Genomic DNA, 14,144 nt, shown 5'->3' with positions numbered 1-14,144 from the left:
TACTCCCGCGGAAAATTATAACGGAGCAGTTCCAACAATAGGATACGATATTGTAGATAATAATGATGCAACAGACACGAATAGTTCAACATTAGATATTAAAATCACTCCAAAAGATGATGCTTTTACCGATGAAAATGAAACAGAAACAATCGACGAAGGAACAACTTTAACAGATACTGTTTTAGATGGAACAACATCCGCAGATGGCGTTGTAACGGTAAAAAATGCAACAGTCGATATTAACGGCGATGGAACACCAACAGTTTTAACTTTAGGAACACCAACCATTATAAAAGACGCTTCAGGAAACCCAATCGGAACAATTACTTTAAATGCTGATGGAACTTACAAATTCGAAGCAGCAACTGATTATAACGGAACTGTACCAACAGTAAATTACACGTTAACCGATGGAAGTGGCGATGATGTAAATTCAACATTAGATATTAAAATAACTCCAAAAGATATAATTAAGGATGATCCAGCAGCAACAGAAATAAACACGCCAGTTGAAGTGGATGTTTTTGAAAATGATGTGAATATCCCAACATCAGGAACAATTTCGACAACGACACCAACCAATGGAACAGTTGAAATTACAGATCCAAATAACACGCCAAACGATCCGAGTGATGACGTTGTAACCTACGTTCCAAATACGGATTTTACAGGAACAGATACTTTTGATTATACGGTTTGTGATAACGCAAATCCAGTGAATTGTCAAACAGCAATGGTAACGGTAACAGTAGGGACGTCTTTAGATACCGATGGCGATGGAATTAGTGACAATCAAGAAATTCTTGATGGAACAGATTCAAATGATCCTTGTGATCATAACGGAGGAATTACATTAGGAACCTCAGATTGTGATAACGATGGTTTAACTAGTGATGAAGAGCTTACGGGAGTTGATGATTCGAGTACTCCAGCAAATCCTAACGGAACAATAACCGACCCAACAAAATCAGATACTGATGGTGATGGGGTGTTAGATGGTATTGAAACTTTAGGAGGTACAGATCCTAATGACCCTTGTAGTTTTGATAAAACATATATTACAGAAGAAGTAACCACAACCGTAGATTGTATTGGAAATCCACTAGCAGAAAATGACACAGCATCGACTTTGAAAGATACGCCTATAACTACCGTAAATGTCTTAGATAATGATACTGTTTTAGACAATGCAACAATCACTAGTTTTGATGCAACAAGTATTAAAGGAGGAACGGTTGTAACTAATGGCGATGGAACATTCTATTATACACCCGCTTTAGGATTTATCGGAGAAGACACTTTTACATATATTTTATGTGATGATGATACTCCAACATCAAGTTGTTCAACAGCAACGGTTACAATAAATGTAATATCAGTAATTGAACCAGTGCTAGATGATTACACTAAAACACCTTTATTAGTAGGTGAAACTACAAAATCTGTAACAGATAAAGATACTTTAAATGGATCTCAAGTCGTTCTAGGAACAGCAGAAGGAGAGGTAACCTTAACGCCAAATCCAAACGGAATGAACGAAGATGGATTTGTGTTTAACCCTGATGGAACGATAACAATTGCTCCGGAAGCTACTCCAGGAACTTATGAGTTAGAATATCAAATATGTGAAAATGGTGCTATCCCTGTAAATTGTGGTACAACAACAGTAACGATTGTAGTTATAGATAAATCACTTCCTTGTGGAACGCCTTATAATATTATGACACCTGATAATGATGGTGAAAACGATAGTTTCTTTATTTCTTGTATTGATAGGCCAGAATATGCAAATAATACGGTAGAGATTTTCAATAGATGGGGAAATACAGTTTATAAAGCTTCAGGATATAATAATGAAAGTGTTTCATTTAAAGGAATTTCAAACGGAAGAACAACACTAGTTGTTGATGAAAAATTACCAGTAGGAACCTACTATTATGTTATTGATTTAGGCGATGGTTCAAAAGCAAAAGCAGGTTGGTTATACATTAATAGATAAAAAAATGAAAGTGTAAAAGCAGTAAATGACTAAGAAATCATCTGAAAAGAATAGTTTCTAAATGCTTAAAAAATAAGTTTTATAACAAAAAACACGAAGTTATCGCTTCGTGTTTTTTTGTAGTTATAAGTTGTTTTTATGTTAATGAATAATCAAAATGAATTTCGGGTTCAGTTGTTGGTTCATCGCAATTTTTTAAATCATCAATAAATGCATCAATTTGGGTTTTCGTTACATTTGGCATGCAAATTATATGTGAAATATCACCTTCGGTTGCTAATTGCCATTTGTCTTTAATTTTTTTAGATGTTTTAGGCAGAACTACGGTAATTGCATTCGGATTTCTCCAGGCTTTAATACCAATATTTTTTAGTGAAGTTTCACAATATTGCGCAACTTCTAAACTCTTTTGATAGCGTTCTTGTAAACCCTCAACACCCAATTGTTTTAAGGCGTACCATAAAAAAAGTGGTGAATGTCCGTTGCGAGAACCTGTTATGGTAGTATCTAACGAGCCGATATAGGAAATTCCTTTGGCAATTCGATCTCTATTGGAGCGTTTTGCCATTAATACGCCCGTTGGTATTGGAGATCCTATAAATTTATGTCCGCTAATAGAAATACTATCAGCTCCATCCATAAAATCGAAGGGTAGGCGAGGTTGCATAAAAGCTCCAAAGGAACCAGACAAGGCCGCATCACAATGAATATAATGGTCTTGAATTGCTAGGCTTGCTAAAATGTTTTTTATGTTAGAAATATCGTCTTTTGCTTCTTTCATAGTCGTACCAAAAGTAGCCAAAACAATAACGGGTTTATGGCGGTTCATACGCACGGTGTTCTTAAAATCTTTATAATCCATTTCACCGTTTTCTTGTGCTTTTATAACAATACTAGGGATGTTTAATAAATGAATATTTTTGCGAATACTATAATGTGTAGATTCGGAATAATAAACAATTGCTTTGGGATATAATTCACGTGCAAGATACAAACCATACAAATTACTTTCAGAACCTCCGTTGGTAACATAACCCCAAAAATCTTTCGGATTTGCCCTAAATAATTTGGCGAAAAAAGCAATTACTTCGCGTTCCATTTCGTGAGTTTGTACTTGGTATGTTCCTTTTTCAAATGGGTCTCCTAAATTGTTAATAGGAAACTGAAAGAACTCATTTAAGGCGGAGTAATCAAAATCTTTTGAAACGGGGTAGCCTAAAAAACCATCACGAGCGGTGGTTAATTGTTCTTTTAGTGTATTTAATTTTTGTTGATTTTCTTCGGATAAATTTTTAAAACCTGCCATAGTAATGATATTTAGCTATCAAAAGTAGCAGAATCAATAATAATAGTCAGTGTTTAGGTTAAAATTTAGATTATTTTTCTGTTTATTTTATTTATATAGATAAAAAATCTAAAACTATGTTTTAGGAATACTTTTAATAGAAAAAACACAGTTTTATAAAGATATTATTTTCTGATAAAAAAGATGAATTCATGTGCTTTTTTTAAGGTCGTTCTGGTTTTTAGCCCCGATTGAAGCAATTGTTTGAGCTCTTTTTTATTTTTCTTTTAAAAATAAAAAAAGCGAGTGCGCAAAGCGGGAATAGCTTCAAATAAAATAAATATAGAAAAATAATTTCAAAAAAAAACCTCACTATTTCTAGTGAGGTTTTCGAATTTATAAAAAATTTATAAAGAAGATTTTAAGCTTCTTCATCAATATAATCTTCAATTGGGTTACAAGAACAAATTAAGTTTCTATCGCCAAAAGCATCATCTACTCTACGAACAGAAGGCCAAAATTTATTATCGGCAACATAACTTAAAGGAAATGCCGCTTGCTGACGCGTATATGGTAAATCCCATTGGTCATCAGTTAGCATCGCTTGTGTATGCGGTGCATTTTTTAACGGGTTATTTGCGTCTTCTTTGGTTACTTCTGAAATTTCTTTACGAATAGCAATCATAGCATCACAAAAACGATCTAATTCAGCTATATTTTCAGATTCCGTAGGCTCAATCATCATTGTTCCTCCTACTGGGAAAGAAACTGTTGGTGCGTGAAAACCGTAATCCATTAAACGTTTTGCAATATCAACTACTTCAATTCCGTTTTGTTTAAAATCTCTACAGTCAATAATCATTTCGTGTGCCGCTCTATTCATTTCTCCTGAATATAAGGTTTCGTAATGACCGTGTAAACGTTCTTTAATATAATTGGCGTTTAAAATAGCGTTTTTTGTAGAATCTGTTAATCCTTTAGCGCCTAACATGGTTATATATCCGTAAGAAATTAAACATACCAAAGCAGATCCCCAAGGAGCAGCAGAAATAGCAGTAATTGCATTTTCACCACCTGTTGGAATTAATGGGCTTGTAGGTAAAAAAGGTACTAATTGAGGCGCAACACATATTGGTCCAACCCCTGGTCCACCACCTCCATGAGGAATAGCAAATGTTTTATGTAAGTTTAAGTGACAAACATCAGCACCAATTGTTGCAGGGTTTGTTAATCCTACTTGTGCGTTCATATTTGCACCATCCATATAAACTTGCCCACCGTTATCATGAATAATTTGGGTGATTTCTTTAATCGCTTTTTCGTATACTCCATGCGTTGATGGATAGGTAACCATTAAAGCGGCTAAATTATCTTTATGTTTTTCGGCTTTTGCACGTAAATCTTCAACATCGATATTTCCTTTTTCATCGGTTTTGGTAACCACTACTTTCATACCAGCCATAACTGCTGATGCTGGGTTTGTACCGTGTGCCGATGCAGGAATTAAACAGATATTTCTATGAGCATCATCATTTGATTCATGATACGCACGGATAACCATTAATCCTGCAAATTCTCCTTGTGCACCAGAATTTGGCTGTAAAGAAGTTCCTGCAAAACCTGTAATAACGTTTAATTGTTCTTCTAGGTTTTTTAATACTGTTTGGTATCCTTCAGCCTGTTCTAATGGTACAAATGGGTGAATATTTCCCCATTGTGCATTACTTAAAGGTAACATTTCAGAAGCAGCATTTAATTTCATGGTACATGATCCTAAAGAAATCATGGAATGATTTAACGCTAAATCTTTACGTTCTAACTTTTTGATATAACGCATCATTTCAGTTTCTGACTGATAGGTATTAAATACGTCATTATCTAAGAAAGAAGTGTTTCTTAAAACGTTAGGAGCAATTGCTACTGTTGTTGTTAATTGTGTAACAGTACTATTTTGTAGGTTAAATGCTTGTTCAAAACAATCAACAATGGCATTAATTTCTTTTAAACTAACGGTTTCATTTACTGAAATAGAAACGTGGTTGTTATCAATATAATTAAAGTTGATTCCGTTTGCTTGTGCAACAGTGCGTAATTTTTCAGCTTCAACTTCAATTAAAATAGTATCAAAATAGGCGCTATTTTTTTGTTTGAAACCTAGTGTTTCTAGAGCAGTTGCTAAAGTATTTGCTGCAGCATGAGTTCTGTCAGCAATATATTGTAAACCATCTTTACCATGGTAAACGGCATACATTCCTGCCATAACAGCTAATAAAACCTGTGCAGTACAAATATTAGAAGTCGCTTTTTCACGCTTAATATGTTGCTCACGAGTTTGTAAGGCCATACGCAATGCACGACCACCGTTAACATCTTTAGTAACACCAATTACACGACCAGGAAGACTACGTTTGTAAGCTTCTTTGGTAGCAAAATAACCAGCATGAGGACCTCCGTAACCTAATGGAATTCCAAAACGTTGTGTGGTTCCTACTACTACGGCAGCACCAAATTCAGCAGGTGCTTTTAATTTTACTAATGATAAAATATCGGCAGCAACAGCTACTTTTATATTTTTTTCGTTACAGTTGGCAACAAATTCAGTATAATCGCAAACCTGCCCATGTTTTCCTGGGTATTGAACAATAGCTCCGAAAAAATCTTCAGAAAAATCAAATTCTTCATGATTTCCTACAACTAATTCAATTCCGATAGGCGTTGAACGTGTTTGTAAAACCGATAATGTTTGTGGTAAAATATCTTCAGAAACAAAAAACTTGGTTACACCCGCTTTTTTCTGAGCACGCTCACGTACATCAAATAATAACGCCATTGCCTCAGCAGCAGCAGTTGATTCGTCTAATAAAGATGCGTTTGCAAGTTCCATACCTGTTAAATCGCAAACCATGGTTTGGAAATTTAACAATGCTTCTAAACGTCCTTGTGCAATTTCTGCTTGATATGGCGTATAAGCGGTGTACCAGCTTGGGTTTTCTAAAATATTACGCTGAATAACGCTAGGCACAATTGCCTCGTTGTATCCTAATCCGATGTAACTTTTAAAAACCTTGTTTTTTGCACCTAATTCAGTAATATGATTCAAATATTCATACTCACTCATTGCAGGAGCTAAATCTAATTCGTTTTTAAGGCGAATATCATCAGGAATTGTTTCAAAAATTAATTGGTCTATGCTATCAGATTTAATCGTTTCTAGCATTTTTTCTTGTCCTTTTGAATTAGGACCAATATGTCTTAGTTGAAATGAATTTGTGTTCATTCTGTGTTGTTTTTTTAGTCCATCAAAAATAACAAAAAAGTGTAATTTTTATAGTATGTTTTTGGCTTAAAACTGATATTTTATTAACTAAATGTAATGGTTCTAAACATAAAAACTATTTTTGTGTAATGAATTTGCTAAAAAAACTATTTAATTTTTATATAAATGCTAGTATTCACGTAGCCTTAGCGGTCTGTTCTTTTGTTTGCATTACGGGGCTATATTTTAGATTGGAATACAATAAATCGTTGTTATTTTTTATTTTTTACGCTACAATTACGGGTTATAACTTTGTAAAATATGCAGGAGTTGCTAAATTGTATCATAAAAGTTTGACAAGGCATTTAAAAATTATTCAAATTTTTTCGTTGTTTTGCTTTTTAATGATGTGTTTTTATCTTACTAAATTAAGTTTACAAACAGTGCTCTTTTTTAGTCCCTTCGGATTGTTAACACTTTTATATGCCGTTCCTTTTTTTAGTGGCTTTAAAAAAAACTTACGAAGTATCGGCTATTTAAAAATCATAATTGTTGCGTTAGTTTGGGCGGGAATAACGGTTTTTTTACCTTTTTTTGATACGCGCGCTAGTTTTTCGGGTTCTCTTTATTTAATAGGATTGCAGCGTTTTTTGTTTGTGGTGGTTTTAATTTTGCCTTTTGATATAAGAGATGTAAAGTATGACGCTATTTCTTTGCAAACCATTCCTAAAAAAATAGGGGTTCAGCAAACCAAAAAAGTAGGCTATGTTTTAGTAACACTTTGTTTGTTTTTAGAATTTATAATAACGTCAAATACTAATTTTAAACAGGTTTTTTTGGTGGTTTTTATGATTCTTTTGGTTTTATTAATGCGTTGTTCAGAAAAACAATCAACTTATTATAGCTCATTTTTTGTAGAGTCAGTTCCTATTATTTGGTGGCTTTTATTGCTAATAACTTGATATGCTATGGATAAAAAAATAAAATCTTTTTAAAATAGTACATTACTTGTTTAATATCCTTTGTATTTTTGGATAAGAACCCTTAAATAAAATGCGATGACACCAAAAAGAAGTTTTGTTTTCGATTTTGATAGTACGCTCACAAAGGTAGAAGCTTTAGATGTTTTAGCAGAAATCAGTCTGCTAGGAAATCCGAAGAAAGAGGCTATTATTGATCAAATTATAACAATAACCAATCAAGGAATTGACGGCGAAATATCGTTTACCGAATCTTTAAAAAAACGGATTGACTTATTAAACGCTACAAAAGCTGATTTACCTTTATTGATAAAAGAATTAGAGCAAAAAGTATCTCGTTCAATTGCTGATAATAAAGATTTTTTTAAAGAGTTTTCTGATGATATTTATGTAATATCCGCAGGTTTTAAGGAATTTATAATTCCGATTGTTGCCGAATATAATATTCCTGCTGAAAGAGTTTTTGCCAATACTTTCGAGTTTGATAAAAATGATGCAATAATAGGTTTTGATACTCAAAATTTGTTATCGCAACACAACGGAAAAATTGACTGCTTAAAAAACTTAAATTTAGCTGGTGAAATTCAAGTAATCGGTGACGGTTATAGCGATGCGGTAACCAAAAAAGCAGGAGTTGCCGATACTTTTTTTGCTTATACCGAAAATGTACAAAGAGCAAAAACCATCGCAAATGCCGATCATATTACGCCTAATTTAGACGAATTTTTATACCTAAACGATTTGCCAAGAAATATATCATATCCAAAGAATAGAATTAAAATTTTATTATTAGAAAATGTCCACAATGATGCGTTTACCAACTTAACAGCCGATGGATTTTCCGTAGAAACGGTGTCAAAAAGTTTATCCGAAGAAGAATTAATTGATAAATTAAAAGATGTTCATGTTTTAGGGATTCGCTCAAAAACGCAGGTTACTAAAAAGGTAATCGAATCGGCAGATAAATTAATGGTGGTTTCGGCATTTTGCATCGGAACAAAACAAATAAATTTAGAAGCCTGTAAAGAAAACGGTGTGGTCGTTTTTAACGCTCCTTATAGTAATACCCGTTCGGTGGTCGAATTGGCAATTGGCGAAATTATTATGTTAATGCGTAGTGTTTTTCAGCGAAGTACCGAACTTCATAATGGTCAGTGGAATAAGACTGCCCAAGGTTCGAGAGAAATCCGAGGTAAAAAACTAGGGATTGTCGGCTACGGAAATATTGGTAAACAATTGTCTGTTTTAGCCGAAGCAATGGGTATGGATGTGTATTATTATGATGTTGAAGATAAATTAGCACTAGGAAATGCGAGCAGAATAAGTACTTTAAAAGAGTTATTAAATATTGCTGATGTAATTACCTTACATGTTGATGACAATGCGGCAAACAAAAATTATATCGGTGAAAAAGAAATTGCTCAAATGAAAGATGGCGTTCATTTTGTAAATTTATCGAGAGGTTTTGTGGTTGATATTAAAGCCTTGGTGGCAGGTTTAAAATCGGGTAAAATAGCAGGAGCGGCTGTTGATGTATATCCTGAAGAACCTCGGAAAAATGGTGATTTTTACACCGAATTAAAAGGGTTGCCAAACGTAATTTTAACGCCTCATGTTGGCGGAAGCACTGAGGAGGCTCAAAAAGATATTGCCGATTTTGTGCCAAGTAAAATAATGGCGTACATGAATTCAGGAAATACGGTAGATGCGGTAAATTTCCCCAATATCCGCTTGCCAAGGCAAAATAATGCACATCGATTTTTGCATATTCATAAAAATGTACCCGGTGTAATGGCTAAAATCAATAAAGTTTTGGCAAAATACGATTTGAATATTACAGGACAGTATTTATCGACAGATGAAAAAGTAGGCTATGTAATTACCGATGTAAATAAAATATATGATAAAAAAGTTATCGAAAAATTGCAAGAAATAGACGGAACTATAAAATTTAGAATATTATATTAATATGTAAGCCTGATAAACAGTTGTTTAGTTGTTTTTTATGATATTTATCATGTAATTTATGTTTGTCCATTTTTATATTTGTCATCAAAAATAATTTTAAAATGAAAGAAGTATCAAGAAAATCACAAATATCTTCGCCAATACCTATTGATAAAAAAGTACTATTAGAGCAAGATACAATTCTGATTAGTATTACTGATAAAAAAGGTGTTATTGAATATTGTAATGAAGATTTTGTTGCTTCATCAGGGTATGAAGAACGTGAATTAGTAGGGGCAAGGCATAATATTATTCGACATCCAGAGATGCCTAGGATTATTTTTAAAATGATGTGGGAGCGTTTAGAACAAGGTAAAAACATGATTGCCGTAGTTAAAAACTTAGCGAAATCAGGTAAATATTATTGGGTAGTTACTGACTTTACGGTTAAAAAAGATGAAAAAGAACAGGTATTAAGTTACAAAGCAATTCGAAGATTAGCTCCTCAAAAAGCAATTGATGAGGTAATTTCTTTATATAAAAAACTTAAAGATATTGAAGATGTAAAGGGAATGGAAGCTTCTCGGAAATTTTTAAATGGTTTTTTAGATACCAAAGAATTAGAGTACGATAGTTATATAGAGGGCTTAGTTTCGTCTGGAATGAATATGTCAAAGTCTAAAAAAGACAAAAAAGTAGGGGCATTTTTTAATTGGTTCTTTTTTGCTGAAGAAAGACCGTTTTAAAATGTACGTTAAATCAAAAATAAATATAGGGTATTTAATAAATGAAAAAGGATTGTTTTATATTTGAAAACAATCCTTTTTTTCTATTAGATGAATTATCAAAATACTTTACACTACGCAGAACAACAAGATAAAGAAGATAAATTAGCATACTTACGCAATCAATTTCATATTCCCAAAGATAAAAACGGTAAGGATTGGTTATATTTTACAGGAAATTCCCTCGGATTACAGCCAAAACAAACTCAAAAATATATTCAAAATGAATTAGATGATTGGGCAAAATATGGCGTAGAAGGTCATTTTGAAGGGGAAACTCCTTGGTTGCCTTATCATGAGTTTTTAACGGAAAACATGGCAAAAATAGTGGGAGCAAAACCTTTAGAAGTTGTAGTTATGAATACCTTAACTACAAACTTACATTTGTTGATGGTTTCTTTTTATCAGCCTACGAAAAAGAAATATAAAATTGTAATAGAATCTGACGCTTTTCCTTCGGATAGATATGCCGTACAATCGCAATTAAATTTTCATGGTTTTGATGCCGAAGATGGTTTAATTGAATGGAAACCAAGAAAAGGCGAAGAATTATTAAATATCGAAGATTTAGAAACAATTATTGCTGAACAAGGCGATGAAATAGCACTATTATTAATTGGCGGTGTAAATTATTACACAGGACAATATTTAGATTTAAAGCGAATTGCTGAAATAGGACATTCAAAAGAGTGTTTTGTTGGAATTGATTTAGCACACGGCGCAGGAAATATTTCTCCTGAATTACACGATTCAGGCGTAGATTTTGCCGCTTGGTGTACCTATAAATACTTAAATTCAGGACCTGGAAGTTTAGGCGGATTATTTGTCCACGAAAAACACGCCACTAATAAAGAGTTACCTCGTTTTGCAGGTTGGTGGAATCATAATAAAGAAACCCGCTTTAATATGCGTCAACCTTTTGATGTAATGGCGGGTGCGGAAGGGTGGCAATTATCGAATCCTCCAATATTATCGATGGCAGCCATCAAAGCCTCTTTAGATATGTTTGCTGAAGTAGGAATGGAGGCTTTACGAGAAAAATCAGAAAAATTAACAGGATATTTTGAGTTTTTAATCAATAATTTAATTGAAGAGTTAAATTCTGAGGATATTAAAATTATTACGCCTTCAAATCCAAAAGAAAGAGGGTGTCAATTATCGATTCAAGTAAAAAATGCAGATAAAAATTTGCACAAAAAACTAACCGAAAATAATATTATTACCGATTGGCGTGAGCCAGATGTTATCCGTTGCGCACCAACGCCAATGTATAATTCTTTTGAAGATGTTTATAAAATGGTAAGTATTTTAAAAGGATTGTTATCAAAATAATTAAAAAATATTGAAGAAATAACACTGGATATGGATGCGGTTCTGAAATAAATTCAGAATGACGAAGCGGAAAATAAAAAGAAGCATAAAAATGAATAAAAAAGACAATATATTAATAATAGGTGCAGGTTTATGCGGAAGTTTATTAGCTTTACGATTGGCACAAAGAGGATACAAAGTCGCCGTATATGAAAGCAGACCTGATTTAAGAACTGTTGATATTTCAGCAGGTCGTTCTATAAATTTAGCATTATCCGACCGAGGTTTTAAAGCCTTGCGTTTAGCAGGTGTTGCCGAAAAAGCTCGTGAAATTTGTATTCCGATGTACGGAAGATTGATTCATGATATTGAAGGAAACACATTTTCATCAAATTATTCGGGTAGAGATAACGAGTGTATCAATTCAATTTCACGAGGAGATTTAAATGCGATCTTATTAACAGAAGCCGAAAAACACGAAAATGTAACTATTCATTTTAATAAAAAATGTACTTCTGTAGATATAGAAAATACCATAGCGCATTTTAAAGATTATCATACAAAAGAAGAATTCTCTATAAATTCGGATGTAATTTTTGGTACTGATGGTGCGGGTTCTGTTTTACGTAAAAGTTATTATTTAGAACGAAAATTCTTGTTTAGTTATTCGCAAAATTACTTATCTCACGGATATAAAGAGTTAGAAATTCCTGCGAATAAAATAGGAAATCATCAAATAAGTAACGAACATTTACATATTTGGCCTCGTGGTGCGTATATGTTAATTGCATTGCCAAATGTGGATGGCAGTTTTACAGTCACGCTGTTTTTAAGTTATGATGAAGGAAAATACAATTTCAATAATTTAACATCCGAAGAAAAAATAACCGATTTTTTTGAAACACAATTTCCAGATGCATTAAAATTAATTCCGAATATTAAAGAGGAATTTTTAAATAATCCGACAGGAGCTTTGGGAACGGTAAAATGTTCGCCTTGGCATTACAAAAATAAAACTATTTTATTAGGAGATGCAGCGCACGCAATTGTACCCTTTTACGGGCAAGGAATGAATGCTTCTTTTGAAGATATTACCATTTTTGATGCTGTTTTAAATGAAAATTTAGGCGATTGGGAAACGGTGTTTAAAACCTACGAAAAAGCAAGAAAAGAAAATACTGATGCTATCGCTGATTTAGCAATCGATAATTTTCAGGAAATGAAAAATCATGTAGCGAATCCGTTATTTAAAGAGAAAAGAATATTGGAAATGGCGTTGGAAAAGGAATTTCCTGAGGAATATTTTTCGAAATATTCGATGGTTACTTTTAAAGATGATATTCCGTATGCTCAAGCAATGAAAAAAGGACGTGCGCAAGATAAAGCATTGTTAAATTTGGTAGCTGATTCTGATTTTAAACATACAACGGATTTAAAATATCTAAAAGAAATTCTTCAAAAAGTAGTAAAAGAAACCAATGAAATTTTGCGAGAAGATGAAATAGCAGGATTGTAATAACGGGTTTAGACCTCACAGGTTTTTAAAACCTGTGAGGTCTGATTTTGAATATTGTATGAATTGATACGTTAATAATAAAAAATATATGAAATACGAATCATTAGAAAGTGGAAATTATTATCATATTTTTAATCAAGGTAATAATGGAGAAAATATTTTTATTGAAGATGAAAATTATTCTTATTTTTTGAAATTAATAAAAACACATATATGCTCTATTGCTGACGTATTCTCTTATTGTTTATTAAAAAATCATTTTCATTTATTAGTTCAGATAAAAGAATCAACAGATGAGAAGTTGGTTTCTAAAGCATTTTCTAATTTTTTTAATTCTTATTCAAAATCAATCAATAAAAGATATGATAGAAGTGGTAGTTTATTTCGAGATAGATTTAAAAGAATAAAAATAGCAGATGAAATATATTTAAAGAAATTAATTGTTTATATAAATTTGAATCCAATTTATCATGGATTTGTAACAGATATAAATTTGTATAGAAACTCTTCTTATTTAAGTTTGATTTCAGATAAAAACACGTTATTGAAAAGAGAAGCGATTTATTTATTATTTGGAGATAGAGATAATTTTATAAATCATTTAATTCATAAGAAGTTAGAGTTTGACGAAAAATTATCAGTATTAGTTTTAGAATAATTAAATTTAGACCTCACAGGTTTTTAAAACCTGTGAGGTCTGTTACTAGGAAAATATATGAATAAAGAAATAAAACAAAAAATCACAGCTATTTGTGATGATAAAATTGCTAAAAAAGGTGCAAATGTAGGTTTGTCTTTTTATGCGTTTTTTCAAAATAAAAATGATAATCCGAAGTTGTTAATGGATGTGGCTACTTGGTGGATTCAAACGCATCAATTAAATCATTTTGAAAAAGCTATCAAAATTAAAGCAATGGTTCAAAACAATAATTAGTTGTTTTTCTGATTGTTGGTGTATTCAAAATTATAAATAAAAACGAAATTTGCGTTAGGGATTGCAGCGGCATCCTTTTTATAAAATTTTTCTTTTATAAAAAGATATAGCGGAAAGCCCGACCTTTA

The 14,144-nt window shown here is 32.4% G+C and carries 10 protein-coding genes; 8 read left to right on the top strand and 2 right to left on the bottom strand.

Annotation, left to right across the window (positions count from 1 at the left end):
- The coding region (locus tag DPIF8902391_RS09575) for an Ig-like domain-containing protein (RefSeq protein ID WP_172505669.1) at positions 1-2,002 on the top strand (2,002 nt) is incomplete at its 5' end.
- Positions 2,003-2,138: 136 nt separating this feature from the next.
- On the opposite strand, the gene DPIF8902391_RS09570 is transcribed toward DPIF8902391_RS09575, so the two are convergent.
- A complete protein-coding gene (locus DPIF8902391_RS09570; RefSeq protein ID WP_172505668.1) occupies positions 2,139-3,308 on the bottom strand; it encodes a histidine decarboxylase in 1,170 nt (389 codons plus the stop codon).
- A 400-nt stretch (positions 3,309-3,708) separates the two neighbouring features.
- The gene (gene gcvP / locus DPIF8902391_RS09565) at positions 3,709-6,564 is read right to left on the bottom strand and encodes an aminomethyl-transferring glycine dehydrogenase (RefSeq protein WP_172505667.1); all 2,856 of its coding nucleotides are present in this window, start codon (positions 6,562-6,564) and stop codon (positions 3,709-3,711) included.
- A gap of 128 nt (positions 6,565-6,692) precedes the next feature.
- Between gcvP and DPIF8902391_RS09560 the strand changes: the two genes are divergently transcribed.
- The 7 genes from DPIF8902391_RS09560 (at position 6,693) to DPIF8902391_RS09530 (ending at position 14,016) form a co-directional block, all read left to right on the top strand.
- Entirely contained in the window at positions 6,693-7,505 is an 813-nt protein-coding gene (locus DPIF8902391_RS09560; RefSeq protein ID WP_172505666.1) for a UbiA prenyltransferase family protein, read from the top strand.
- A 96-nt stretch (positions 7,506-7,601) separates the two neighbouring features.
- Complete coding sequence (gene serA, locus DPIF8902391_RS09555) at positions 7,602-9,491, top strand: phosphoglycerate dehydrogenase (protein ID WP_172505665.1); 1,890 nt, start codon at positions 7,602-7,604, stop codon at positions 9,489-9,491.
- Between the two features lie 101 nt (positions 9,492-9,592).
- Positions 9,593-10,216 carry a PAS domain-containing protein gene (locus DPIF8902391_RS09550; RefSeq protein WP_144430059.1) on the top strand — a complete coding sequence of 208 codons (624 nt, stop codon included), beginning with the start codon at positions 9,593-9,595 and terminating at the stop codon, positions 10,214-10,216.
- A 90-nt stretch (positions 10,217-10,306) separates the two neighbouring features.
- Complete coding sequence (gene kynU / locus DPIF8902391_RS09545) at positions 10,307-11,587, top strand: kynureninase (RefSeq protein ID WP_172505664.1); 1,281 nt, start codon at positions 10,307-10,309, stop codon at positions 11,585-11,587.
- A gap of 91 nt (positions 11,588-11,678) precedes the next feature.
- Positions 11,679-13,082: an FAD-dependent oxidoreductase gene (locus DPIF8902391_RS09540; protein WP_172505663.1), complete on the top strand. Its 1,404-nt coding sequence runs from the start codon at positions 11,679-11,681 to the stop codon at positions 13,080-13,082.
- 88 nt (positions 13,083-13,170) lie between these two features.
- Entirely contained in the window at positions 13,171-13,740 is a 570-nt protein-coding gene (locus tag DPIF8902391_RS09535; protein ID WP_058885460.1) for a transposase, read from the top strand.
- A gap of 57 nt (positions 13,741-13,797) precedes the next feature.
- Complete coding sequence (locus DPIF8902391_RS09530; RefSeq protein WP_172505662.1) at positions 13,798-14,016, top strand: DUF6500 family protein; 219 nt, start codon at positions 13,798-13,800, stop codon at positions 14,014-14,016.
- Positions 14,017-14,144: the final 128 nt, after the last annotated feature.

The sequence above is a fragment of the Tenacibaculum finnmarkense genomovar ulcerans genome (assembly GCF_900239495.1).
GTDB lineage: Bacteria > Bacteroidota > Bacteroidia > Flavobacteriales > Flavobacteriaceae > Polaribacter > Polaribacter ulcerans.
This window is presented reverse-complemented; position numbering and strand designations above follow the sequence as displayed.

Excerpts from the sequence above, each read along its gene's own strand:
- DPIF8902391_RS09570 (WP_172505668.1), bottom strand. The coding sequence starts at position 3,308 with ATGGCAGGTTTTAAAAATTTATCCGAAGAAAATCAACAAAAATTAAAT.
- DPIF8902391_RS09550 (WP_144430059.1), top strand. The coding sequence starts at position 9,593 with ATGAAAGAAGTATCAAGAAAATCACAAATATCTTCGCCAATACCTATT.
- DPIF8902391_RS09530 (WP_172505662.1), top strand. The coding sequence starts at position 13,798 with ATGAATAAAGAAATAAAACAAAAAATCACAGCTATTTGTGATGATAAA.
- DPIF8902391_RS09535 (WP_058885460.1), top strand. The coding sequence starts at position 13,171 with ATGAAATACGAATCATTAGAAAGTGGAAATTATTATCATATTTTTAAT.
- DPIF8902391_RS09560 (WP_172505666.1), top strand. The coding sequence starts at position 6,693 with ATGAATTTGCTAAAAAAACTATTTAATTTTTATATAAATGCTAGTATT.
- kynU (WP_172505664.1), top strand. The coding sequence starts at position 10,307 with ATGAATTATCAAAATACTTTACACTACGCAGAACAACAAGATAAAGAA.
- serA (WP_172505665.1), top strand. The coding sequence starts at position 7,602 with ATGACACCAAAAAGAAGTTTTGTTTTCGATTTTGATAGTACGCTCACA.
- DPIF8902391_RS09540 (WP_172505663.1), top strand. The coding sequence starts at position 11,679 with ATGAATAAAAAAGACAATATATTAATAATAGGTGCAGGTTTATGCGGA.
- gcvP (WP_172505667.1), bottom strand. The coding sequence starts at position 6,564 with ATGAACACAAATTCATTTCAACTAAGACATATTGGTCCTAATTCAAAA.